The 21557-nt window shown below is 72.2% G+C and carries 26 protein-coding genes; 15 read left to right on the top strand and 11 right to left on the bottom strand.

Annotation, left to right across the window (positions count from 1 at the left end):
• The first annotated feature begins 48 nt into the window (after positions 1 to 48).
• From ACT01A_RS17040 to ACT01A_RS17050, 3 genes are all read left to right on the top strand, one after another.
• Positions 49 to 690, top strand: coding sequence for a response regulator (locus tag ACT01A_RS17040; RefSeq protein ID WP_445148283.1), 642 nt, complete (start codon positions 49 to 51; stop codon positions 688 to 690).
• Positions 687 to 935 carry a histidine kinase dimerization/phospho-acceptor domain-containing protein gene (locus tag ACT01A_RS17045; RefSeq protein WP_445148284.1) on the top strand — a complete coding sequence of 83 codons (249 nt, stop codon included), beginning with the start codon at positions 687 to 689 and terminating at the stop codon, positions 933 to 935. Before ACT01A_RS17040 ends, ACT01A_RS17045 begins: the two co-directional genes overlap by 4 nt.
• A gap of 69 nt (positions 936 to 1004) precedes the next feature.
• Positions 1005 to 1364, top strand: coding sequence for a VOC family protein (locus ACT01A_RS17050; RefSeq protein ID WP_445148285.1), 360 nt, complete (start codon positions 1005 to 1007; stop codon positions 1362 to 1364).
• A gap of 11 nt (positions 1365 to 1375) precedes the next feature.
• Here ACT01A_RS17050 and ACT01A_RS17055 read toward each other — a convergent pair whose 3' ends face one another.
• Positions 1376 to 2374, bottom strand: a complete 999-nt coding sequence (locus ACT01A_RS17055) for a 3'-5' exoribonuclease YhaM family protein (protein ID WP_445148286.1) — start codon at positions 2372 to 2374, stop codon at positions 1376 to 1378.
• An 89-nt stretch (positions 2375 to 2463) separates the two neighbouring features.
• On the opposite strand from ACT01A_RS17055, the gene ACT01A_RS17060 reads away from it, so the two are divergent.
• From ACT01A_RS17060 to ACT01A_RS17085, 6 genes are read left to right on the top strand one after another with little or no spacing between them, the layout of a single operon-like run.
• Positions 2464 to 3399 carry a DMT family transporter gene (locus ACT01A_RS17060; RefSeq protein ID WP_445148287.1) on the top strand — a complete coding sequence of 312 codons (936 nt, stop codon included), beginning with the start codon at positions 2464 to 2466 and terminating at the stop codon, positions 3397 to 3399.
• A complete protein-coding gene (locus ACT01A_RS17065; RefSeq protein ID WP_445148288.1) occupies positions 3396 to 4055 on the top strand; it encodes a GntR family transcriptional regulator in 660 nt (219 codons plus the stop codon). Before ACT01A_RS17060 ends, ACT01A_RS17065 begins: the two co-directional genes overlap by 4 nt.
• 13 nt (positions 4056 to 4068) lie before the next feature.
• Complete coding sequence (locus ACT01A_RS17070) at positions 4069 to 5571, top strand: MFS transporter (RefSeq protein ID WP_445148289.1); 1503 nt, start codon at positions 4069 to 4071, stop codon at positions 5569 to 5571.
• Between the two features lie 4 nt (positions 5572 to 5575).
• On the top strand, positions 5576 to 6451 hold the full coding sequence (locus tag ACT01A_RS17075) for an alpha/beta fold hydrolase (RefSeq protein ID WP_445148290.1): 876 nt from the start codon (positions 5576 to 5578) through the stop codon (positions 6449 to 6451).
• Entirely contained in the window at positions 6451 to 7563 is a 1113-nt protein-coding gene (locus ACT01A_RS17080; RefSeq protein WP_445148291.1) for an alpha/beta fold hydrolase, read from the top strand. Before ACT01A_RS17075 ends, ACT01A_RS17080 begins: the two co-directional genes overlap by 1 nt.
• A gap of 53 nt (positions 7564 to 7616) precedes the next feature.
• Complete coding sequence (locus ACT01A_RS17085; protein ID WP_445148292.1) at positions 7617 to 8612, top strand: L,D-transpeptidase family protein; 996 nt, start codon at positions 7617 to 7619, stop codon at positions 8610 to 8612.
• Positions 8613 to 8640: 28 nt separating this feature from the next.
• Here the strand turns inward: ACT01A_RS17085 and ACT01A_RS17090 are convergent, their stop codons facing one another.
• The 5 genes from ACT01A_RS17090 to ACT01A_RS17110 all read right to left on the bottom strand — a co-directional run bounded on the left by ACT01A_RS17090 (position 8641) and on the right by ACT01A_RS17110 (position 12120).
• A complete protein-coding gene (locus ACT01A_RS17090; RefSeq protein WP_445148293.1) occupies positions 8641 to 9642 on the bottom strand; it encodes a lysylphosphatidylglycerol synthase transmembrane domain-containing protein in 1002 nt (333 codons plus the stop codon).
• Positions 9643 to 9718: 76 nt separating this feature from the next.
• Complete coding sequence (locus ACT01A_RS17095) at positions 9719 to 9985, bottom strand: hypothetical protein (RefSeq protein ID WP_445148294.1); 267 nt, start codon at positions 9983 to 9985, stop codon at positions 9719 to 9721.
• On the bottom strand, positions 9985 to 10947 hold the full coding sequence (locus tag ACT01A_RS17100; protein ID WP_445148295.1) for a DMT family transporter: 963 nt from the start codon (positions 10945 to 10947) through the stop codon (positions 9985 to 9987). Before ACT01A_RS17100 ends, ACT01A_RS17095 begins: the two co-directional genes overlap by 1 nt.
• 19 nt (positions 10948 to 10966) lie before the next feature.
• The gene (locus ACT01A_RS17105; RefSeq protein WP_445148296.1) at positions 10967 to 11551 is read right to left on the bottom strand and encodes a LytR C-terminal domain-containing protein; all 585 of its coding nucleotides are present in this window, start codon (positions 11549 to 11551) and stop codon (positions 10967 to 10969) included.
• Entirely contained in the window at positions 11548 to 12120 is a 573-nt protein-coding gene (locus tag ACT01A_RS17110; protein ID WP_445148297.1) for an RNA polymerase sigma factor, read from the bottom strand. Before ACT01A_RS17110 ends, ACT01A_RS17105 begins: the two co-directional genes overlap by 4 nt.
• Before the next feature lie 61 nt (positions 12121 to 12181).
• On the opposite strand from ACT01A_RS17110, the gene ACT01A_RS17115 reads away from it, so the two are divergent.
• From ACT01A_RS17115 to ACT01A_RS17125, 3 genes are read left to right on the top strand one after another with little or no spacing between them, the layout of a single operon-like run.
• A complete protein-coding gene (locus tag ACT01A_RS17115; protein WP_445148298.1) occupies positions 12182 to 12892 on the top strand; it encodes a winged helix-turn-helix domain-containing protein in 711 nt (236 codons plus the stop codon).
• Positions 12893 to 12898: 6 nt separating this feature from the next.
• Entirely contained in the window at positions 12899 to 13888 is a 990-nt protein-coding gene (locus ACT01A_RS17120) for a sterol desaturase family protein (RefSeq protein ID WP_445148299.1), read from the top strand.
• Entirely contained in the window at positions 13791 to 14039 is a 249-nt protein-coding gene (locus tag ACT01A_RS17125; protein ID WP_445148300.1) for a glutathione S-transferase N-terminal domain-containing protein, read from the top strand. The genes ACT01A_RS17120 and ACT01A_RS17125 overlap by 98 nt, the downstream gene beginning before the upstream one ends.
• 15 nt (positions 14040 to 14054) lie before the next feature.
• Here ACT01A_RS17125 and ACT01A_RS17130 read toward each other — a convergent pair whose 3' ends face one another.
• The 4 genes from ACT01A_RS17130 to ACT01A_RS17145 are packed head-to-tail and all read right to left on the bottom strand — an operon-like array spanning position 14055 to position 18060.
• Positions 14055 to 15233, bottom strand: a complete 1179-nt coding sequence (locus ACT01A_RS17130) for an AarF/UbiB family protein (RefSeq protein WP_445148301.1) — start codon at positions 15231 to 15233, stop codon at positions 14055 to 14057.
• A gap of 25 nt (positions 15234 to 15258) precedes the next feature.
• Entirely contained in the window at positions 15259 to 16899 is a 1641-nt protein-coding gene (locus ACT01A_RS17135) for an MFS transporter (protein ID WP_445148302.1), read from the bottom strand.
• 6 nt (positions 16900 to 16905) lie between these two features.
• Positions 16906 to 17361 carry a MarR family winged helix-turn-helix transcriptional regulator gene (locus tag ACT01A_RS17140; RefSeq protein WP_445148303.1) on the bottom strand — a complete coding sequence of 152 codons (456 nt, stop codon included), beginning with the start codon at positions 17359 to 17361 and terminating at the stop codon, positions 16906 to 16908.
• Between the two features lie 48 nt (positions 17362 to 17409).
• Positions 17410 to 18060, bottom strand: coding sequence for an SDR family oxidoreductase (locus ACT01A_RS17145; RefSeq protein WP_445148304.1), 651 nt, complete (start codon positions 18058 to 18060; stop codon positions 17410 to 17412).
• Between the two features lie 124 nt (positions 18061 to 18184).
• Between ACT01A_RS17145 and ACT01A_RS17150 the strand changes: the two genes are divergently transcribed.
• The 3 genes from ACT01A_RS17150 to ACT01A_RS17160 are packed head-to-tail and all read left to right on the top strand — an operon-like array spanning position 18185 to position 20736.
• Entirely contained in the window at positions 18185 to 19789 is a 1605-nt protein-coding gene (locus ACT01A_RS17150; protein ID WP_445148305.1) for a helix-turn-helix domain-containing protein, read from the top strand.
• A 46-nt stretch (positions 19790 to 19835) separates the two neighbouring features.
• Positions 19836 to 20261: a helix-turn-helix transcriptional regulator gene (locus ACT01A_RS17155; RefSeq protein WP_445148306.1), complete on the top strand. Its 426-nt coding sequence runs from the start codon at positions 19836 to 19838 to the stop codon at positions 20259 to 20261.
• Between the two features lie 34 nt (positions 20262 to 20295).
• Positions 20296 to 20736 carry a VOC family protein gene (locus tag ACT01A_RS17160; protein ID WP_445148307.1) on the top strand — a complete coding sequence of 147 codons (441 nt, stop codon included), beginning with the start codon at positions 20296 to 20298 and terminating at the stop codon, positions 20734 to 20736.
• Here the strand turns inward: ACT01A_RS17160 and ACT01A_RS17165 are convergent.
• Positions 20672 to 21532, bottom strand: coding sequence for an arylamine N-acetyltransferase family protein (locus tag ACT01A_RS17165; RefSeq protein WP_445148308.1), 861 nt, complete (start codon positions 21530 to 21532; stop codon positions 20672 to 20674). The genes ACT01A_RS17160 and ACT01A_RS17165 overlap by 65 nt on opposite strands.
• Positions 21533 to 21557 lie beyond the last annotated feature (25 nt).

A 21557-nucleotide genomic window follows, 5' to 3' on the forward strand; every position in this document is an offset into this window, starting at 1 on the left:
AGAGATGCGTTCACGGGTACGCGCCTCCCTGTACGGTTCGGAACCTCAATGACGAAGCTCGTGATCGTCGACGACCATGAAGCCCTGCGGGAGGGGCTGGTTGCCCTGCTTCAGCACGGCGGCCTCGAGGTCGTGGGCGCGGCGGGCAATGTCGCCGCCGGCGTCGACCTCGTCGAACACGCCGAGCCGGACGTCGCGATCGTCGACATCCAGCTCCCCGATGGTTCCGGGATCGACCTGACGCGCGAGCTGCTCGCGCGCCGGCCCGACCTCGGGGTGATCCTCTACACCGGCGACAGCGACGCCGAACTGCTCTACGACGGCCTCGACAGCGGCGCCCGTGGGTACGCGCTGAAGGCCGGCTCGATGGACGAGCTGATGGCCGCGATCGAGCGCGTCGCCGGCGGTGGGTCCTACGTGGATCCGCGCCTGGACCGCATCCTGCTGTCGCCGCGCGCCACCGCGCACGTGCCGCAGCTGTCGCCGCGCGAGCGGGAGATCATGCACCTGATGGCCGAGGGCATGACCGCCGAGGCGATCGGCGACAAGATCAGCGTCTCGGTCGAAACCGTCCGCACCCACGTGCGCAACGTCATCCGGAAGCTGCAGGCGCGCAACCGCGTGCACGCGATCGCCATCGCCTTGGAGCGCGGCGAGATCGCGCTCGACTCTTCGCGCGACGACCGATGAGCGGCGATGGGGGTCGCATCCCCTGGCCGCAGGACCCGGACGAGCGGCTGGCCAAGCTCGTCCACGACCTCCGTACGCCGCTGACGATCGTGCAGGGCTTCGCCGAGCTGTTGGACCGCGGCCACACGACCCTTGATGAGGCCCGGCGCTCCGAGTACCTCGGCCGCATTGCCCAGGCCGGCCGCGAGATGAAGGACATCCTCGACGACGAGCGAGAAGACCGCCTGTCGTCGCCGCTGGACTGAAGCGGCGCCCACGCGCCAGCTTGATCAAGGCCCGGAATGCGCCGCCGCGCGGGCGGGGAGCGCAAGGGCATGATCAAGAGCATCTCCGCAGTGTGGCTGCCCGTCGAGGACATGCCGCGCGCCCTGAAGTTCTACGGCGACACGCTCGGCCTGAAGGTGACCGAGCACGACGACGACTGGAGCGAGATCGAGCTCGACGGCCAGCTCATCGGGCTCAACGCCAAGCCGAGCGAATCCCCGAGCGGCGACGGCGGCGCGCTGATCGCCTTCCGTCCCGACGGCGAGCTGGAGGACGAGGTCACGCGCCTGAAGGACGCCGGCGTCGAGTTCACGGGTGACATCTCCGAGCACGCATGGGGCCGGATCGCGCCGTTCAAGGATCCCGACGGCAACGACCTGCAGCTGTACACGCCGCCGAAGGCGGCGTAGAAGGCCTCGGCCTAGGCCGCCTGCGACGGGCGGCGGTCCTCGGCGGTGATTGGCGCCGCCGAGGTGCCGGCCGAGCCAAAGTAGGCGCCGCCGCCGAGGGCGCGGTCAAAGCCGGACCAGACGGCGCCCGGGGGCAGCTCCTTCTCCAGCCGGTCGAAGGAGCCGAGGCGGCCGCCGAGGTTGTCCATCATGTGGACGAGCGTGGCCTCGCGCGTCGAGGGCAGGACCGGCGAGCCGTACTCCAGCGCGCCGTGGTGGCTCAAGATGATGTGGAGCAACGACTGCGCCAGCGCGGGCGGGAAGCCGTCGAGATCCTCGATGACGCGGCGCACGCGGTAGTAGCCGAGCGGGATCTCGCCCTGAAGGCGGCCGACGTCGGTCATGTCGATCGGCGGCTCGCAGGTGTAGGCCTCCAACTTGCCGATGTCGTGCAACAGCGCGCCGGTGACCGCGAGGTCGTGGTCGACCCCGGGAAAGACCTGGGCGGTTGAGTGCACAGCCTGCGCGACCGTGAGCGAGTGCTCCAACAACCCGTGCAGGTAGGCCTGGTGGACGCGCTTGGCGGCAGGGGCGACGCGGTACAGCGCCCACGTCTCCGAGCCTTCGCCGAGGAACATGTCCAGCAGCCGCGACAAGTGCGGGTCCTGCACGGTCGCGAGCAGGTCGCGGAAGTCGCGCTCCATGTCGTCGACGTCGTGCGGCGGCCCATCGTGCAGGTCGGTGGGCTCGAACGTCCCGTCCAGCGCCGGCTTCAGCGCCAGGATCGCGATCTGCGCGCCCCAGCGCTGATGGACCTCGTAGCGCCCGACGACGTGCACAGGCGACCCCGCGCGGCACAGCTCCATGGCCTGCGCGACGTCCTCCCAGACCATCGCCGGGACCCCGCCCGTCCGGTCGCCAAGCACCAACTTCAGGAACTCGGCACCGTCACGCCGACGTCGCCGATCGGCCTCGCGAACCAGCAGCACCTGGTCGAGGTCAAAGCCGTGTCGGAGGTCGCGGACGAGCACGGCGGCAAGGTGACACGCACGGCGGACGGACACTTGACGCCTCCGCAGTTTCGTTACAGGATCCGCACAAATTGTGGAACAATCGTGTCGTGTCTCGTCTCCAAGTCCTGCTCGCCGCCTTCTGCTTCGGCACCACCGGCACCGCTCAGGCGCTGGGCCTCGACGCCTCCTCGGTGACCGTCGGCGCGGTGCGCATCGCCGTCGGGGCATTGCTCCTGCTGGCGGCGGAGTGGGCGGTCAAACGACGCCGCGCGGGCCGCGGTGGGGAGGGCAGCGAGGTGCGCCGCTTGGCGTGGCCACTCCGTCCCCTCGCCGTCGGCGCGCTCGGCGTCGCGACCTACCAGTTGTGCTTCTTCGCGGCGGTCAAGGACACGGGCGTCGCGGTGGGCACGGTCGTCGCGCTCGGCTCGGCGCCTGCGCTCGCCGGGCTCGGTGGCTGGCTGCTGGATCGCCGCGTCCCCGATCGTGCCTGGGCGATCGCCACCGCCCTGGCCTGCGCCGGCGTCGCGACCCTCGCGCTCGGCGGAGGCGGCGCCAGCGACGTCTCCGTGGTGGGCGTCGCGCTCGCCGTCGGCGCAGGTGCCTCCTACGCCGCCTTCACGCTCGCCTCCAAGCGCCTGCTCGACCAAGGTCATCAGGTCGAACCCGTCATGGCGCGCCTCTTCGGCTTCGGCGCGCTCCTGCTCAGCCCGATCCTGGTCCTCGGAGACGTCACGTGGCTCACGAGCGCCGGCGGCGCGGCGATGGCCCTCTGGCTCGGCGCCGTTCCGACCGCCATCGCCTACATCCTGTTCGCTTCCGGTCTTCGTCACTTGCCCGCCAACGAGGTCGCGACGCTCACGCTCGCCGAGCCGGTCACGGCGGCGCTGCTCGGCGCGGTCGTCCTCGGCGAGCGCCCCGGCCCCACGGCGCTGGTCGGCATCGTCATGATCTTGGCCGGGCTCGCCGTCCTGGCCGCGCCCCGCCAGCGGCGTCCCCGCGCCGTCCCGACCTCCACCGCCGAAGCTCCCGTCGCCCCCGCATGACCGCGCCCACCTCCACGACCACCGCCGTCGACCGCGTCGCCTCGACGCTCCGCGAGCAGATCCTCGACGCCCAGCTCGCCGCGGGCGCGCGCCTCGTCGAGGCCGACCTGACCACCGCTCACGGCGCCGCCCGCCACACGATCCGCGCGGCCTTGCGGACGCTCGCCGACGAAGGCCTCGTGACGATCGAGCGCAACCGCGGCGCTCGCGTCGCCGGCCTGGATGCCGACGCGATCCTCGCGCTGTACGAGCTCAGAGCCGCCCTCGAAGTCGAGGCCGCCCATCTCGCGCTGGCCAAGCACGGCGACCGCTTGCCGCCGTCGGTCCACGAGGCCGCCGAGGTGCTCGCACGCGCGTGCAAGCGCGCCCGGCCCACCTGGCCCACCGTCAGCCGGGCCCACTCCGACCTCCACACCGCGATCGTCCGCGCCGCCCGCTCGCCGCGGATCGAGCAGGTCCACGACCGCCTCACCGCCCAGACCCGCCTCTTCCTGCTCTACGTGCGCCCGTACTACAGCTTCGAGCGCTTAGGGGACGAGCACACCGCGCTGATCGCCGACATCGAGCGTGACGGCCCCGACGTCCTGCGGGCCCATCTGCGCGCGGCGGCCGGAGCCGTCTTCGACGGTGCGGTTGCTCGCGAGCGGTCCGGGTAGTTCACTGCGCGACATGACCCCCGATCCCCGCCGCTGGTGGACGCTGGGCGCCGTCTGCGTCGCGACGTTCATGCTCCTGCTCGACGTCACGATCGTCAACGTCGCGCTCCCCGACATCCAGCTCGACCTCGGCTCGTCGTTCGAAGACCTGCAGTGGGTGGTCGACGCCTACGCCTTGACGCTCGCCGCGTTCCTGCTGACCGCCGGCTCGCTCGCCGACCGCCTCGGCCGTCGCCGCGTCTTCGTCGCCGGCCTCGCGCTCTTCAGCGTCGCCAGCCTGCTCTGCGGTCTCAGCACGAGCCCGACCGCGCTGAACCTCTCGCGCGCGCTGCAGGGCGTCGGCGGCGCCGCGATGTTCGCAACCTCGCTCGCGCTTCTGGCCGCCGCCTTCACCGGTCGCGAGCGCGGCACCGCGCTGGGCATCTGGGGCGCGACGACCGGCGCGTCGGTGGCGGTCGGCCCGCTCGTCGGCGGCGTGCTGGTCGAGCACGTCAGCTGGCAGTCGATCTTCTACGTGAACCTGCCGATCGGGATCGCGGCGATCGCGGTCACGCTGCGGATGGTCAAGGAGTCCAAGGACCCCAACCCGGCGCCGATCGACTGGGCCGGCCTGGTCACCTTCTCCGCCGCGCTCTTCCTGTTGGTCTTCGCGCTCGTGCGCGGCAACGGCGAGGGCTGGGGCAGCGCCACGATCGTCGGCCTGCTCGTGGCCGCCGTGGTCCTGCTCGTCGCGTTTGTCGCCATCGAGCAACGCCTCCAACATCCGATGCTCGACCTGACGCTCTTCCGCAAGCCCACGTTCGTGGGCGCGTCGATCGCCGCGTTCGCGCTGTCGGGGTCGATGTTCGCGATGTTCCTGTACTTGACGTTGTTCATGCAGAACATCCTCGAGTACGGCCCGTTGGAGGCCGGTCTGCGCTTCCTGCCGGTCACCGTCGTGTCGTTCTTCGCCGCGGCGGTCTCGGGCAACCTCACCGAGCGCATCCCGGTCCGGTACCTGTTGGGCGCCGGCCTAGGCTGCGTCGGCGTTGGGCTGCTGCTGATGTCGGGGTTGGACGCGAACTCCGACTGGACCGCGCTGCTGCCGGGCTTCCTACTCGGCGGCCTCGGCGTCGGCCTGACCAACCCGGCGATCGCGTCGACCGCGGTCGGCGTGGTCGAGCCGCGGCGGGCGGGGATGGCCAGCGGCGTGAACTCCACGTTCCGCCAGGTCGGGATCGCGACCGGGATCGCCGGGCTGGGCGCGATCTTCCAGGCGACGATCAGCCACCGGATCGTCGACGCGCTCCCTGCCACCGCCGCGTCCACCCAGCTGCCGCCTTCCGCGGTCCTCGCGCAGGGCAAGGCGAGCCTGGTGCCGCCGCAGTTCCACGACGCCTTCGTGACCGGCTGGACCGGGGCGCTGAACGAGATCCTCATCATCGCCGCGGTGCTGGCGCTCGTCGGCGCGGTGGCATCGCTGGTGCTCGTGCGCGCGCAGGACCTCGCGGCGCATCCGCAGGCGACGGGGGCCTAGCGCGGTGCGGGAGCCGCTGGTCGAGCACCGGCTGACGCTCGCCGGCGTCTCGACGCGGGCGCTGGAGCTGGAGGGCGACGGCCCGCCGCTCGTGCTGCTGCACGGCTTCGCGGACTCGGCCGACACCTGGCGCCGCTCGCTCGACCTGCTCGCGCGCCGCGGCCGCCGCGCGCTGGCCGTCGACCTGCCGGGCTACGGACGCGCCGACGCGCTGAAGCCCGACGAGTCGGTCCTGGACCAGTACCGCGCGTTCACCGCCGCGGCGGTCCAGCACGCGTCGAGCGAGGCCGGCGACGTTCCCGTGATCCTGACCGGCAACTCGCTCGGCGGCGCGGTCGCGCTGCGCGCCGGGGAGGACGCCGACTTGCCGCTGGCCGGGATCGTCCCGGTCGCGCCCGCGGGCCTGGACATGCCGCGCTGGTTTCGGATCATCGAGCGCGACCCGTTCGTCCGCGCGCTGCTTGCCGCGCCAGTCCCGCTGCCGGAGGCGCTGGTGCGCACGGTCGTCGGCGAGGCCTACCGCGCGCTGGCGTTCGCCGCGCCGCGCGCCGCCGCGGCCGAGGTCATCAACTCGTTCACCCAGCACTTGCGCGAGCGCGACGCGGTCGCCACCGTCCTGGCCAACGGCCGCCGCCTGCTGCCGGAGCTGACGCTGGAGGGCTTCGCGCTGGCGTCGATCAAGATCCCCGTGTTGCTGATCTGGGGCGATCGCGACCGCATGGTCACCCACGAGGGCTCGCGCCACATCATGGAGGCTTTGCCCGACACGACCTACGTGTTGCTCGACGGCGTCGGCCACTGCCCACAGGTCGAGGCACCCGAGCGCTTCGTCACGGCGCTGGAAGACTTCGCCATGCGTCACACTTCACAGCGGTCCTGATGGTGCCCCAACTTCTCCCCACCCCCGACGGCGTCATGCACGCCGCCGCCAACGCCTTCGACATGCTTGTCCGTGGCGGGGTTGCTGACCTGCGTCGCACGCCGGCGCGCGTCGTCGACGAGGCGCCGCAGGGGACCGTGTTCCAGTACTTGTCCGGTGAGGAGCGCACGCGTCACCTGCCGGTGTTGCTCGTGCCGCCGCTGGCGGCGCCGACGTCGTGCTTTGACTTACGCCGCGGCTGCTCGATGGCCGAGCACCTGCTCGGGCTCGGGCACCCAACCTACCTGGTGGAGTACGGGTCGATCGGGTTCAGCGACCGCGAGCTGGGTTTGGAGCACTGGGTCGCCGAGGTGCTGCCGCGCGCGATCGAGCAGGTCTCGCAGGATGCTGGCGGGCAGCCCGTGCAGGTCGTCGGCTGGTGCCTGGGCGGGATCATGTCGCTGCTGGCGCTGGCCGCGCGGCCGGACCTGCCGGTCAACTCGATCGCGGTCGTCGCCAGCCCGTTCGACTTCGCCGAGCTGAAGCTCTTCGCTCCGATCCGGCAGATGGCCAACGTGACCAACGGGCTCTTCGCGACGCTCGCCTACCGCGCGATGGGCGGCGCGCCGGCGCCGCTGGTCAAGCGCGCGTTTCAGCTGTCGTCCTTGGACAAGTACCTCACCAAGCCGCTGGCCGTCGGCATGAACCTGCACGACCGTGACTTCCTCGCCCAGATCGAGGCGGTCGACGCCTTCACCGGCAACATGACCGCCTACCCGGGGCGGACGATGGGCCAGCTCTACCACCAGTTCTTCCGCGTCAACGACCTGGCTGACGGCCGGCTGGAGCTAGGCGAGGACGACATCGACCTCGCCGACGTCAAGGTGCCGGTGCTCGCCGTGGCCGGCAAGGACGACGTGCTCGCGCCGCGCGCGGCGGTCCACCACGTCGGCTCGCTGCTGACCGGCGCGTCCGAGGTCCAGCTGAAGTCCGGGCCGGGTGGGCACCTCGGCGTGCTGACCGGCCGCGCCGCTGCGCGCACGACGTGGCACTGGATCGACGAGTTCTTCGCGCGCCATGAAGCGGAGGCGACGCCGAAGCCACGCCGCCGGCGGCGTCCCAAGGCTGCCTGACGGCGAAAGGGACCTTGCGGTTCGCGCGCGAACCCTCGCTACCCTCGACCGCCATGTCACGCGCTCGTGCCCTTCCCGTGCTCGTCGTCGTCGCGCTTGCGGCGGCGATTCCGGCGGTTGCCCCCGCCGCCAAGACCAAGGCCGACCCGACCAACGTCCCCGCCGGCGTGACCGCGGGCGGCGTCGACCTGTCGGGCCTGACCCTCGCCGACGCGCAGGCCAGGCTGGACGCGACGATCGGCACGAAGGTCAACGCGGACCTGATCCTCGGCGCGGCCGGCAAGCCGTGGACGCTGAAGGCCGCCGACGCGAAGCTGACGTTCGACTCGCTGACGACCGCCAAGCGCGCGATCCGCGCCAAGAAGGCCGGCGACGTCGGCCTCAAGCTCAGCCACTCCAAGCTGGCCGTGAAGGCGTGGGTCTCCGGCGTCGCCGCGAAGGTCGCTAAGGCGCCCAAGGACGCGCGCGTGAAGATCACGCTGACCCACATCTACCGGACCCGCTCGACGCACGGCCGCGCGCTGGACGAGGCGGCGGTCAACAAGGACGTCAACGCCGCGCTGGACGACGCCGTCAACGCGCCGCGCACGCTGCACACCAAGTTGAAGAAGACCACGGCCGCGGTCACGACCAACGACCTCAAGAAGAAGTACAACACGATCATCACGGTCGACAAGTCGCACTTCAAGCTGCGCCTCTTCAAGAGCCTGAAGTTCAAGAAGTCCTACGGCGTCGCCGTCGGCCAGCCCGCCTACCCGACGCCCTCCGGCCTGTTCGCCATCCAGAACAAGCAGGTCGACCCGACCTGGTCGGTCCCCAACTCGCCGTGGGCCGGCGAGCTCCAGGGTACGACCGTCGAGGGCGGCTCCGCGGCCAACCCGCTGAAGGCCCGCTGGATGGGCATCGTCAACGGCGTCGGCATCCACGGCACCGGTGAGGACTACTCGATCGGCTCCCGCGCGTCGCACGGCTGCATCCGCATGCACGTCGCCGACGTCAAGGACCTCTTCGACCGCGTCCCGGTCGGCACGCCGGTCCTGCTCAAGTAAACACGCCCGCCCGCCAACCCCCGGCGGCCTATGCCTTGCTCGGCTCCGCGCTGCCCGCGCGGTGCCGGGCGACGGCATCGCGCGCGGCGCGGAGCGCCCCGCGCGGCGACCAGGTCTCCAGCTCGGCGCCCAGCGCGACCAGTCCGACGATCAGGCCTGTGAGCATCGTGAGCGCGCCGACGCCGAAGGTGAACGTCGTGATCGCCGCGATGTCGACGGCGTGGCCGGTCACTTCGACGAAGCCGTAAGACAGCATCGCCAGGCGCAGGCCGGCTGAGGCGGGCGCGAGCGGGATGATGCGCCCGCCGCCCTGGGCGGCCATGACGAGGACCACGGTCGAGGCCGTCACCGGCAGGTGGAAGGCCTGCATGAACACGGCGAGCGAGCCGAGCCGGATCACACGGCCGAGCGCCTGCCAGCTCGCCACGCCGGTGACGAACAGGCGCGGCTGGCGGAGGATCACGACGCCCTGGCGCAGGCGCGACGCGAGGTCAGAGACCCGGCGGCGCAGCAGCTTGTACAAGAACCACCCAGCGATGGCGATCGTCAGGACGACGGCCGTCGCGATGAACGGGTGCTCGATCACCAGCGTGACATCGATGTGCGGCAGCTCGCCGGAGGACGTCGGCACCGGCAGGAAGCCGCGGCTCAGCGCCCACACCACCAGGCCGAAGCCGAAGAGCGTCTCGAACAGGGTCTCGGGGACGAACGTCGCCGCCAGCGTCGGGTAGCGCGCGCCCGGGATCCGGCGGTGCAGCAGCCAGAGCTTGACGATGTCGCCGCCGCGCGCCGGGATGATCCCGTTCAGCCCCGCGCCGGCGAGGTAGGCGGCCATCGTGTGGCGTGGGCGCAGCGCCTTGGCGTCCGGGTAGGCGGCGCGCAGGATCGTGTGCCACCCGCGCGGTCGGACCGCTTGGGCCAGGACGTACAAGACGCACCCGAGCGCCGCCAGCCACGGGTTCACGCTCGCCGCACGGTGGAGCAAGAGCTCCAGCGCGTGGTCGGCGGTGCGGATGACGTCGCTCAGCATGGTTCGGTCGGGGTCCTGTCCGTGTTAACGACACGGGACACGTCGAAGTAGAGCGCGTCGGTCCAGGTGTGGCGCGTCAGGATCCCTGCCGTGGCGGCACGTCGTCGGGCCAGTGGCCGTGCTGGGCGAAGTAGGCGCGCGCCTCGTCCTCTTGCACACGGCTGCGATCGCCGCTGACGCCCATCCGGTGAAGCCAGTTCAGCAGCGCCACGCTCAGCCCCGCGCCCCACAGCGCCGCGCAGCCTTCCAGCGAGGTCTCGTCCCCGCCGCGCACGACGACGAGCACGATCCCCGCGACGAGGATCGCGGCGGGCATCCAGAAGCGGATCAGCTTCATCACCATCAGGCGCTCTCCACGGTAGTGGTGCCCGTTCGGCGCCTGGAGGCCAACACGAGGCCCGCGAGGATCGCCGCCACGCCGACCAGCTGCAGCGACGACGGCGACTCGCTGAAGATGATCACGCCGAGGATGACGCTGCCGACGGGCTGGATCGTCAGCAGGATCGAGGTCAGCGCCGCGGGCAGACGCGGAAGCGAGGCCGAGATCAGCAGCCAGCCGACGACCTGCGAGGTCAGCGCCAGCGTCAGCAGCCAGCCGTGGGCCGGCCAGCTCGGGACGAGGTCGACGTCGCCCCACGCCAGGCCGATCGCCAGCGCGACGACCGCCGAGACCCACGTTGCGTCGAACAACGGGCCCGCGGGCCGGCGCAGGTCCTGGCCGCCCGCGCGCAACACCAATATGAACCCGGCGTAGCTGAGGCCCGTGATCACGCCGGCCACGACGCCCGCGGCGGGGTGGTCGCCATAGGCGCCGGACTCCAACGCTCCCGAGATCAGCACGATCCCGCCGAGCATCAGCGGCAACGTCGCCAGCACCCGTCCGCCCGGCCGCTCCTTCAGGACCGCCCACGCGATCAGCGGCACGAACGCGACCTGCAGGTTGCCCAGGACCGTCGCCAGCCCCGCGCCGACATCGTCGATCGCGTGGTGCCAGGCGACGAGGTCGATGGCGAAGAAGACGCCGGCGACCGCGGCCAGCTTGCGGTCCCGCGCCGGCCGCGGGCCATAGCGGCGGTCCTCCGCGCGGGCGAGCAGGTAGAGCACCGGCACGGCGTACGCGCAGCGGAAGACCGCGGCGGTCGACGGCGAGACCTCGGCCAGCCGGACGAGCACCGCGGAGAACGCGATCGTCAGCGCGCCGAGCAGCGCCGTGGCGCGCGGGTGGGACAGGAGCTGCTCGAAGAGGGTGGGGTCGGCGGGCGCGACCGCGGTCTCCGCCGTCGTCGCCGTGGTCGTCCGGGACAAGACGACGCACGGTACGCGGTCAGGGGCCGGCGGGGCGGTTCTGGTCGGAGCCGACGAGGACGGCCACGCGCGCCGAGCGGCCCGCGATGACCTTGACGCCCTCCGGCATCTGGCGCAGCGCGAACTCGCCCTGCACGTCGCCGAGGCGCAGGGCGGACGCGATCTGCGTCGCCAGCGGGATGTCGCGCTGGGCGCGCAGGAAGACCGTGGTCATCGTGTGGCCCTGCGAGGCGGCGTTGGTGACGTTGCCGATCTTGTAGCCCTGGTTCTGCAGCTGGTTCGCGACGCCGCGGGCGAGGCCTGGGGTGGTGGTGCCGTTGAGGATGGCGATTGGCGAGGTGCGCGGGTCGGACGGACCCGAGATCGCCGAAGTCGTCGTCGGCGCGGTCGCCGTCGCTTCGCCGGTCGGCGCGAGCGGCGTGCTCGCGCGGTCCTCCCCGCTGCCGCCCACGGCCGTCGCGATCCCCGCGCCTCCCGCTAGCAGCACGACGAGGGCGCCCGCCACCGCGGCGGCACGCTGCCGGCGCGCCCGTCGGATCAGCGCGGGTCGCTGCGGCGTGGCCGCGACGAGCTGGCGCTCGAGATCGTCGAAGAAGTCGGTCATCGGGTGGTCCTCCCGCTCGCGGCCAGACGGGCGCGCAGCGCGGACAGCCCGCGGGAGACGCGCTTGCGCGCGACGACCTCCGAGCTGCCGGTCGCGCCCGCGACCTCGGCGTAGTCGTGGTCCAGCAGGACGCGCAGCGCGATCGCCTCGCGTTGGTCGGCCGGCAGCGCGTCGAAGCCCTCGCGCAGCTCGACCCGCACGAGCTCGGCGGTCGCGGCCGCCTCGACGCGCTCCAGCCCGGCGTCGTCGAGGACGAGCCGCTCCAGGCCCATCCGCCTCCGCGCCCGGTCCTCGACCGCGCCGCGCCGCGCCTGGGTCGCGAGCCGGTGGCGCGCGATCCCGAACAGCCACGCGATCGGCTCGCCGCGCTGCGGATCGAACCGATCCAACGCCTCCAGCGCCGCGGCGAACGTCTCCGCGGTCAGATCCGCGGCATCCTGCGCATCCCGCGTCCGCGCCAGATGAAACGCCGCGATCCGCCGCGCGTGGCGCCGGTAAAACGCGCCGAACGCATCGCCGTCGCCGGACAGCGCGGCGGCGAGCAGCTCGGTGTCGTTGCGTCGTTCCATGACCCTTCTTCGCGCATCCTCGCGTTTGCGTGACCACGGCGTCATCTGGTACAACCAGTCCATGGCACTGGTTGGACCAGTTGGTGCGAGCGCGGCGACCCGCTCTGCGACCATCCACCGCGATCTTCGCGCGGCGATCCTTGACGGCACGTATGCGCCGGGCGCGGCGCTGCCGTCCGAGCGCCAGCTGTCCGAGGAGCTTGGTGCGTCGCGGCACGCGGTGCGCGAGGCGCTGAAGCGGTTGCAGCAGGCCGGGCTCGTCTCGATCTCCCAGGGCGGCGCGACGAAGGTCCGCGACTGGCGCCGGCACGGAGGGCTGGATCTGATGCTCGCGCTCGGCGCCGAGGGTGAGCTGCCGCCGGAGGCCGTGGCGGTCGACCTTGTGCGGTCTCTGTTCGAGATGCGCGCGTCGGTCGGTGCGGATGCCGCGCGGCTGGCTGCCCGCCGCGCTGATGCCGCCACGCGGGCTGACCTGGTGGCCCGCGCCGCCGCGCTCGCCGCCACCGATGATCCGGCTGCGCGCACGGCGATCTACGACGTGCTGTGGGACCGGATCATCGACGGGGCCGGAAACCTCGCTTACCGGTTAGCGCTCAACACGCTCGTCGCCGGCCAGCGCGTGCTGTCGTTCGACGCCGCGACGGTCGGCGCCGAGATCGCCGACGCGCCCGCGGTGGGCGCGCTCGCCCAGGCGGTCGCCGACGGCGAGGAGGATGCCGCCCACGCCGCCGCCCGCGCCCTGCTGATCCGCTCGATCCCCGAGGAGGCTTGAGCTGCCATGGCTGAAGTCCTGTACTACGCCTTCCCGTACTTCGTGTTGTTGCTCGTCGTCGAGTTCTTGTCGTTCAAGCACCTCGAGTCCGACGGGATGGTCGGCTACGACATCAAGGACTCGCGCACGTCGATCACGATGGGGATCGGCAACGTCATCATCAACGTGGGCTGGAAGTTCGCGGTGCTGGCGCTGTACGCGGCGCTCTACGAGCTGGCGCCGTGGCACCTGCCGACCGACGCCTGGTGGGTCTGGGTCGCGCTGTTCTTCGCCGACGACTTCTCCTACTACTGGTTTCACCGCGTCTCGCACGAGAACCGGACGTTCTGGGCCTCGCACGTCGTCCACCACTCTTCGCAGCACTACAACTTGAGCACGGCGCTGCGCCAGACCTGGGTGCCGATGACCTACGCGCCGTTCTGGCTGTGGATGCCGCTGGTCGGCTTCCCGCCGTGGATGATCCTGCTCGCCCAGGCGTGGTCGCTGATCTTCCAGTTCGGGATCCACACCGAGCGCATCGGGCGCCTGCCGCGACCGATCGAGGCCGTCGTCAACACGCCCTCGCACCACCGCGTGCACCACGGGTCCAACGAGCAGTACCTGGACAAGAACTACGGTGGCATCCTGATCATCTGGGACCGCCTGTTCGGGACCTACGAGCCCGAGCGCGAGCGCGTCCGCTACGGGCTGACGACCAACATCGAGACCTACAACCCGGTCCAGGTCGCCTTCCACGAGTACATCGCGCTGTGGCGCGACGTGCGCGCGGCGCCGACGTGGCGGGCGAAGTGGGGCCACGCGTGGCACGGGCCCGGCTGGGCGCCGTCGGTGGCCGAGGGGCTACCGTCGAGGGATGATCGAGCTCTACCAGGCCGAATGGTGCCCGTTCTCCCATCAGGTGCGCCAGCGCCTGACCGAGTTGATGGTGCCGTTCGTGGCCCATCAGGTGGAGCCAGCGCCGCACGAGCGGGACGACATGGAGAGAGCGACGGGTGAGCGGGTGATCCCGGTCGTCGTCCTGGAGGACGGCACGGTCTTGGGCGGCGACGCCGACGAGATCCTCGACCAGATCGACCGCCTCTACTCCGAGAACGACTTCACGGTCGCCCACCACGAGCGACGCGTCGAGGCGCGCCAGTTCGAGTAGCGGCGCCCGCGGCGCCTACGCGGCCTCTAGGACCAGGCCGCCCCAGTCCTCGGTCGCATCGAGCCGGGACAGGACGGCGGCGAGCTGGCCGACCGAGCGCGCGACCGCCAGGTCGGCCGGCGCGGGCGTGACGGTGGCGGCGAGCGACAGGCCGGCGGTGAGGTGGCCGAGCGCGCGGGTCGCCACGCCGGCCAGCGCCGGGCCATCGAGGCGCGCTTCGCCGCTGACGATCCCGTCGAGGATGACCGCGCCCAACCCGTAGGCCTTGATCGCGTCCTTGCGCGGCAGCAGCTTCAAGCGCTTGGCGACGACGTCCGCGAACCCGTCCTGGTCCTCGGAGCGGAACGCGACCAGGGCGTCGAGTGCCGCGGCGACGCGCGCCTTGTCGGCCGGCCGGGCGACGCCCGCGCCGAGCAGGCCGACGCCGCCGTCGTCGAGCAGGATGACGTGGCCGGGGCGCGGGTCGGTGAGGGTGAGCCCGGCGCGCGCGGCCGCGACGTGCGCGGCGATCAGCGTCCGCGCCACCGCGGCCGGGTCGCCCGGCGCCGCCTGCGCGAGCGTCGGGCCGTCCAGCCACTCGCTGACCAGGACGCCGCTCGCGCTCAGCTCGAGGTCCGGCGTGGGGATGACGAGCTCTGGCACGCCCCGCAGCGCCCGGCGCACCGCGCGCTGCGTCGACGCCTCGTGCTCGAGGTCCAGCTCGTCGAGCGCGGTCTCACGCACCTCGCGCAGGATCGCGCCGGCGTCCATCGCGCCGAACACCGCGCCCAGCGGACCCGCCAGGACGTCGAGCAAGGCAAGGTCATTGCGAACCGCGCTGGCCAGCCCCGGGCGTAGGACCTTGATCGCCACCGCGCTGCCGTCTTCGCGCACGCCTCGGTGCACCTGGGCGCCCGGCGTGATCGCGACCGGCTCGCGGTCAAGCTCGTCCAGGACCTTCGCCGGCGGCCGGCCCCACGCGCCCTTCAGCGCCTTCTCGACGTCCTTGAACGCGAGCGGCGTTGCCACCTCCGCCCGCATCTTCTCCAGCCGCCCCGGCCACGCCGCGAGCGCCGGCGGCACCGCGTCCTCGGGCACGAGATCCGCGGTTCGCCCCAACATGAAGCGCCCGCTGGAAGAGCGTCGCACCAAAGCGCCGCCCGCCTCTACGAGCGAACGGAGAGCGGGCGGCAGGGTCACACGTTCGGCGGCCATAAGGGCCGCGAACCCTATTGGTTGTCTACGCGACGACCAGCACGTTGACCGGTGCCTCGCGCGTCACGAGGTCCGTCAGCGACATGTGCTCGGCGGGGCGGCCGAGGACGATCACGCCCGCGCCGGTGTCGGTGGCGCGGTGGGCGATGAGGGTGGCGACGTCCTGGTGGCGGCCGGCGACCGAGAGGATCTCGCCGTCGGCGGCGACGCCCGCGCGGTGGAGCTGGTCCAGACGCGCGCGGAGGGTGGCGCGGGCGGTCTCGCCGGTCTCGCGGGCGATCGCGGCGTCGCCGACGACGTCGGTCTCCAGCACGTGCATCACGTGGACCGGTCGACCGCGCAGCAGCGCGACGCGTGCGGCCTCGGCGGTGACGCGCTCCGCGGCGGGCGAGGCGTCGACGGCCAACAGCAGCGGGGCGGGATCGTCGACGCGGCGGGCGATCGGTGGGGCAGGCATCTTGGCCCCGGCGTGAGCCGCCGCCTCATCGGCGTCCACGTGGGCCACCAGGCGGCGGCCGGCCAGCAGCGGGACGACCGCCACCGCGACGACCGCGGCAGCCACGTAGAACGGCAGCGCCTCGTTGCCGTTCTCCGACAGCTTGCCCGCCAGCCACGGCGCGATCGCGCCGCCGCCGAAGCGGACGAACGAGTACGCGGCGCTCGCGACTGGACGGTCGATGTCCGGCGCGACGCGCATCAGCGCCTCGGTCAGGACCGTGTTGACCAGGCCGATCAGCGCGCCGCCGATCAGGACCGCGGCGATCAGCAGCGGCTGCGAGCCGACGCCGATGCCCATCACCAACAACAAGGCGGCGAACACGAGCAGCGTGCCGGTCAGCAGCGGCACGGTCCCGGTCCGCGCGCGCAGCCGCGGCGCGATCACCACGCTGAAGAGCGCGAGCATCGCGCCCCAGCCGAAGAACACGTAACCGAGCTCGTGGACGCCGAGCGCCAACGGGAACGGCGCGAAGGCCAACAGCGTGAAGAACCCGAAGTTGTAGAACAGCGCGGTGAAGGCGATCGTCCGCAGGCCGCCGTGGCCCAGCGCGCGGATCGGCTCGCCGAGCGACGTCTTGCGCGCGGGCTTGGGCGAGTCCTTCAACAACACGACAATCGCGATGAAGCCGATCGCCATCAGCGCGGCGGTCCCGAAGAACGGTGCGCGCCACGAAAGCGCGCCGAGCTCACCGCCGAGCAGCGGGCCGGACGCCAGCCCGAGGCCGAGCGCGGCCTCGTAGAGGATGATCGCGCTCGCCACGCCGCCTGAAGCGGCGCCGACGATCGCGCTCAGCGCGGTCGCCGCGAACAGCGAGTTCCCCAGGCCCCAGCCACCGCGGAAGCCGATGAGCTGCGCGACCGTGTCCGAGGTGCCAGCTAGCGAGGCGAAGACGACGACGAGCGCGAGGCCGGTCAGCAGCGTGCGGCGTGCGCCGATGCGGCTGGAGACCCAGCCGGTGCTGAGCATGGCAATGGCCATAACGGCGAAGTAGGAGGTGAACAGCAGCTCGACCTGCGAGTGGCTGGCGTCGAGGTTCTCGGCGATCGACGGGAGGATCGGATCGACCAGCCCGATGCCCATGAACGCCACGACGCACGCGAAGGCGACGGCGTAGACCGAGCGGGGCTGGTGGAAGATCGAAGGGTCGGACTCCTTGTTGGTGTTCATGAGCGGTCAGGCCTCCGGGTGGGCGAGGGCGGACAGGGCGGGGAGCGCGGCTTGGAGGGCGGCGCGCTGGTCGTCGTCGAGCGCGGCGATGCGGGCATCGAGCGCGGCGGCGCGGGCGGCATGGCGCCCGGCGAGCTTTGCGCGGCCCTCGTCGGTGATGACGACGTTGGTGGCGCGGCGGTCGTCGGCGGCGCGTTCGCGCGTGACGAGGCCGCGGGTCTCCAAGCGCTGGACCGCGACGGTCATCGTCGGCTGCGCGACGTTCTGGGATGCGGCCAGCTCGGTGACCCGGCGCGGGCCGCCGATGAGGGTGTTCAGGACGGATGCGCCGGTGCGCGAGAGGTCGCCGTCGGTGCGGGCCAGCAGATCGGCCCAGAGGACGACGAACGCGGCCTCCAGCTCCTGAGCGAGCGAGGTCGTGGAGAGGGCCGCGGCGGGGTTCGGGGAGGGGGTGTTCGGCATTGCATAGTCCACTCTAGATAGGTGGACTATGCAACTATACGAACACCGTTAGGACTCTGACGCGAGCCGCGCGATCGCGTCGACGATTGGCGCGTCGCCGCTCACGACCTCGAACGTGTGGCCGCTGGTGCCGGGCGTGTCGAGGACTTCCGCGAGCACCGCGGCGACGTCGGCGCGCGGGATCTCGCCCTTGCCGCTCGACGTGTCCACCGCGCCCGTCGGCGCCGCGTCGGTCAGCCGCCCCGGTCGCACGATGGTGTAGGACAACCCCGATTGCGCGAGCTTGAGGTCGGCCTGCCCCTTCGCACGCAGGTAGGTGCCGAACCCGCCGTCGTCCTCGGCCTCCGGATCGGCGCCTGTCGACGAGACGATCACGTAGCGGTCGATCCCGTTGCGCCGCGCGACCTCCATCAGCTTGACCGCGCCCGCGTAGTCCAGCGTCCACTTGCGCTGCGCCCCGCTGCCCGGTCCAGCGCCCGCCGCGAACACGATCGCGTCCGCGCTGCCGATCGTCTCGGCCAACGCGTCCACGTCGGCCTCCTCCAGGTCGGCGAGGACCGCGGTCGCGCCCGCCTCCTCCAGGTCCGCGACATGGTCCGGGTTGCGGATCAGCCCCCGGACCGCGTGCCCTTCGTCTGCGAGCAGGCGCTCCAAGATCAGCGCGATCTGCCCGTGTCCACCGGCGATGACGACGTCCATGCGACGACGGTAGTGCGTCGGGCAGGCAGGAGTGGGACAACCACAGGGCGATGGCCGGCCCGCGCATGTTCGACCGCCGGGCCATGTGCGAACGGTCCATGCCGTCCTAGCGTTCGCGGTCCTGATGCTCGTCACCGAAGAGGTCGCGCTCGGACGCGACACGCTCCACAAGGTGATCGGGGTCGCCGCGCAGGGTCCAGAGCCCGAGCGCGTGCTGGCCGCGATCGTCGACCTCCTGACCGAGGCGACCGCCTGCCGTGCCTGCTTGATCTACCTCCGCGAGGGCGACGTGCTGCGGCTGCGCGCTGCGTCCCCGGCACACGCGCATCACGTCGGCCGGATCGCGATGGGGCTCGACGACGACCCGGGGATGCGACACGTCCCCGGGTTGGACGAGGACGGCGCCGGGTCGACGGTCACGGCGCCGCTGCCGGGCCGCGACGGCGCGGAGGCGATCGGCGTCGTCGTCCTGCGCGGCGAGGCGCCGCGCGAGCTCGGCCAAGAGGCCGGCGACCTGCTCGCGCACGTGGCGCGGCTCGTCGCGGGCGCCGTCGACAACGCGCTGCGGTACGAGGCCGCGCGCGATCAGGCCGCGCGGCTGTCGGCCCTGACCGAGCTGACCCAGGAGATCGCGACCGCCACGCGGCGCGAAGAGCTCTACCGCGTCGTCTGCGCGGGCGTGCGGCGGCTGCTGGGCGCCGACGCCTGCCGCCTGCACCTGGCCGACGCTGACGGCGGCCTCCTGGAGCCGGCGTACGCGAGCCCGCGCGACCCGTTCGCGGGCACGCGGCCGTCGCGGATCGTGCCCAGCGAGCGCGCGCTCGTCGCGGCGCTGACCGCCGGGGCCGTCGACGTCGGGATGCTCGTGGCCGAGCGCGCGGCGCCGTTCGACGACGAGGAGCAGCGGCTGCTGAGCGCGGTCGGCAAGCACCTGGCCGTCGTGCTGCAGAAGGCCGAGCTGATCGAGCGGCTGACCGAGGAGCACCTCGTCCGCGATCTCTTCGACGCGCTCGTGGAGGGCCGTCCGCAGGCGGCCGAGTCCCGCGCGCGCGCCGCGGGCCACGACCTCGACCGACCCCATGTGGTCGCCGTACTGGAGCCGCTCGGCGGCGACCCCGACCCGCGCTGGCCGGAGGTCGCCGCGCGCGCGGAGGCGCGGCTGCGGCGTGTCGTCCCGGGCACGCTCTGCGACCCGGGCGACGAGCGCCTGCGCGCGCTGCTGCCGGTCGGCGCGCCCGACGAGTTGGCGAGGATCGACGCCGAGCTGGATCGCCTGGCCCGCGAGGAGCGCCTCGCGGGCGGGCGGTCCGAGCCCCGTCGAGGGCTGGCCGGCGACGAGCGTGGCCTGTCGGAGGCGACGTCCGCCGCGCAGGTCGCGCGCGCGGTGGCGCCGGACGGCGGGTCGCGCGGCTACGGCGACCTCGGTGTCTACCGCTACCTCGCGCAGCTCCCGTCCGGCCACGCGCCCGACGAGCGCCATGCGCGGGCGATCGCGACGCTCGCGGCCTACGACGCCAAGCGCCGCACCGAGCTGCTGCGGACGCTGGAGCGCCACCTCGGCGACCGCGGCGCCCTGGCCGCGACGGCGCGCGCCCTGTACATCCACACCAACACGCTGCGTCAGCGCCTGGATCGGATCGAAGCGCTCACCGACCTGGTCCTGGCCGACGAGGACCTGCTCTCGCTGGAGCTGGCGCTCAAGCTCGCCCGCCTGCACGGGACGTCCTGACCGGCCGCGCTTGCCGACAGGCTCTCGTCGTGGTGTGATCGAAGGCGTGCCGTCCGCCGCTCCCACCGCGCGTCACCTGCTGCGCGCCCGCGACCACGCCGACCTCGCCTACGCCGATCCGGAGACCGACGTCGGCGCGATGGCGCGCCGCGCGCACGTGTCGACCGCGCACTTCTCGCGGTCGTTCAAGGAGGTCTTCGGCGAGACGCCGCACCAGTACCTGCAGACGCGACGGATCGAGCGGGCCCAAGAGCTGCTGCGGCTAACCGAGCTGACCGTCGGGGAGATCTGCGCGGCGGTGGGCTACACCTCGCTGGGCTCGTTCAGCGCGACGTTCAAGCGGACCGTCGGCACGTCGCCGACGGCGTTTCGCGAGCAGGCGCGCGAGGCCGAGCTACTGGCGCGGATTCCCGGCTGTTTCCGGCGCGAGTGGATGCGTCCGCGCGCGGTCCCGGACAGCAGGATTCGATAAGCGCGGCGGGGCGCGGCGGCGTACCGTCGTGCCCATGAACAAGCTCCATGTCGGAATCCTCTGCGCGATGGTCGGCGACCAGGACGAGGCGCTCGAGTGGTACACGAACAAGCTCGGCTTTGAGCTGCGCGGCGATGTCACCTACGGCGATTGGCGCTGGGTGACGGTCGGCGCGCCCGGCCAGGACGACTTCGAGATCTCACTGATCAACCCGGACGTCCGACCCGACCTGGCGCCGAAGATCCGCGAGATGATGGCCTTGGGCGGGCTGAACGGCATCATCGTCCAGACCGACGACTGCCGCGCGTCCTATGAGGAGTTGAAGGCGCGCGGCGTGGAGTTCACGTCCGAGCCCGAGGACGTGTTCTACGGCGTCGACTGCGGCTTCCGCGACCCGTTCGGCAACGGCTTCAGGCTGACGCAGGTGGCGCCGGTGACGGTCCCGCCGACCCCGGAGACGATGCCGAGCGCGTAAAGGCGTCGTGCTGGGCGCGCGCGTTGTTCCACAGGCGGGCGACGCGCGCCGCGTCGAGGTTGATGTTGAACGTCTCGGTCAACGCCTGGGCGAACGCCTCTTCGTCCAGCACGCGCTTGACGTCGACGTCCGGTCCTTTCTCGCTCAGCGTCCGTGCGCGCAGCGTGACGATCCGGTCGTCGAGCGGCTTCTGCACCACCAGCGTCTGGACGAAGGACGAGTCGGGCGTCGTCGCCAGCCGCACGTGGTGTGGCTCGTAGACGCTCGTCGCGACGACCTCATCCCCGAACCGAAAGCCTGGCGTCGATCCCCACATGTGCTGCTGGACCCACCACCCACCGTCCTGCGTCCGCTCGACCACCCACTCGAGCGATCCGCGCGAGGACGTCCCGGGCGCCAGCGCCAGCGGCTCCAGGAACCCCTCTCCCCATCCGGCGTCGCAGATGAAGGCCTCGCCCGCGGCGCGTACGACCAACGCCTGGTGGTTGGTTGGCGCGCCGCCGGCGAACGCCTCTCGCGCGTCGACTACGCCCTCGCGCCGCTCGACCTCAAAGCCCAACCCCTCCAACAACGCGGCCAACACCGTGTTGATCTCAAAGCAGTAGCCACCGCGGCCGGTGGCGAGCAGCCGCTCGACGAGCCGGTCGGCCTCCAGCGGCGTGTGCTCGCCGAGCTGCGCCGTCAGCCCGTCGTAGGAGACTCGCTCCAGGAACCGCCGGTGCACGACCGCCAGCCCCGCGGCGTCCGCCGCCGGCCGCTCGTCCAGCTCCAGGTGCCTCAATAGCGCGTCGATCATGCAGGGCCGGAGCTTGCCAGAAGCT

It is taken from the genome of Baekduia sp. Peel2402 (genome assembly GCF_052567285.1).

Coding starts and splice junctions, on each gene's coding strand:
- ACT01A_RS17045 (WP_445148284.1), top strand. CDS start 687: ATGAGCGGCGATGGGGGTCGCATCCCCTGGCCGCAGGACCCGGACGAG.
- ACT01A_RS17080 (WP_445148291.1), top strand. CDS start 6,451: ATGGTGCCCCAACTTCTCCCCACCCCCGACGGCGTCATGCACGCCGCC.
- ACT01A_RS17160 (WP_445148307.1), top strand. CDS start 20,296: ATGAACAAGCTCCATGTCGGAATCCTCTGCGCGATGGTCGGCGACCAG.
- ACT01A_RS17065 (WP_445148288.1), top strand. CDS start 3,396: ATGACCGCGCCCACCTCCACGACCACCGCCGTCGACCGCGTCGCCTCG.
- ACT01A_RS17110 (WP_445148297.1), bottom strand. CDS start 12,120: ATGGAACGACGCAACGACACCGAGCTGCTCGCCGCCGCGCTGTCCGGC.
- ACT01A_RS17085 (WP_445148292.1), top strand. CDS start 7,617: ATGTCACGCGCTCGTGCCCTTCCCGTGCTCGTCGTCGTCGCGCTTGCG.
- ACT01A_RS17115 (WP_445148298.1), top strand. CDS start 12,182: ATGGCACTGGTTGGACCAGTTGGTGCGAGCGCGGCGACCCGCTCTGCG.
- ACT01A_RS17145 (WP_445148304.1), bottom strand. CDS start 18,060: ATGGACGTCGTCATCGCCGGTGGACACGGGCAGATCGCGCTGATCTTG.
- ACT01A_RS17130 (WP_445148301.1), bottom strand. CDS start 15,233: ATGGCCGCCGAACGTGTGACCCTGCCGCCCGCTCTCCGTTCGCTCGTA.
- ACT01A_RS17095 (WP_445148294.1), bottom strand. CDS start 9,985: ATGGTGATGAAGCTGATCCGCTTCTGGATGCCCGCCGCGATCCTCGTC.
- ACT01A_RS17135 (WP_445148302.1), bottom strand. CDS start 16,899: ATGAACACCAACAAGGAGTCCGACCCTTCGATCTTCCACCAGCCCCGC.
- ACT01A_RS17105 (WP_445148296.1), bottom strand. CDS start 11,551: ATGACCGACTTCTTCGACGATCTCGAGCGCCAGCTCGTCGCGGCCACG.
- ACT01A_RS17140 (WP_445148303.1), bottom strand. CDS start 17,361: ATGCCGAACACCCCCTCCCCGAACCCCGCCGCGGCCCTCTCCACGACC.
- ACT01A_RS17120 (WP_445148299.1), top strand. CDS start 12,899: ATGGCTGAAGTCCTGTACTACGCCTTCCCGTACTTCGTGTTGTTGCTC.
- ACT01A_RS17050 (WP_445148285.1), top strand. CDS start 1,005: ATGATCAAGAGCATCTCCGCAGTGTGGCTGCCCGTCGAGGACATGCCG.
- ACT01A_RS17040 (WP_445148283.1), top strand. CDS start 49: ATGACGAAGCTCGTGATCGTCGACGACCATGAAGCCCTGCGGGAGGGG.
- ACT01A_RS17070 (WP_445148289.1), top strand. CDS start 4,069: ATGACCCCCGATCCCCGCCGCTGGTGGACGCTGGGCGCCGTCTGCGTC.
- ACT01A_RS17090 (WP_445148293.1), bottom strand. CDS start 9,642: ATGCTGAGCGACGTCATCCGCACCGCCGACCACGCGCTGGAGCTCTTG.
- ACT01A_RS17150 (WP_445148305.1), top strand. CDS start 18,185: ATGCTCGTCACCGAAGAGGTCGCGCTCGGACGCGACACGCTCCACAAG.
- ACT01A_RS17165 (WP_445148308.1), bottom strand. CDS start 21,532: ATGATCGACGCGCTATTGAGGCACCTGGAGCTGGACGAGCGGCCGGCG.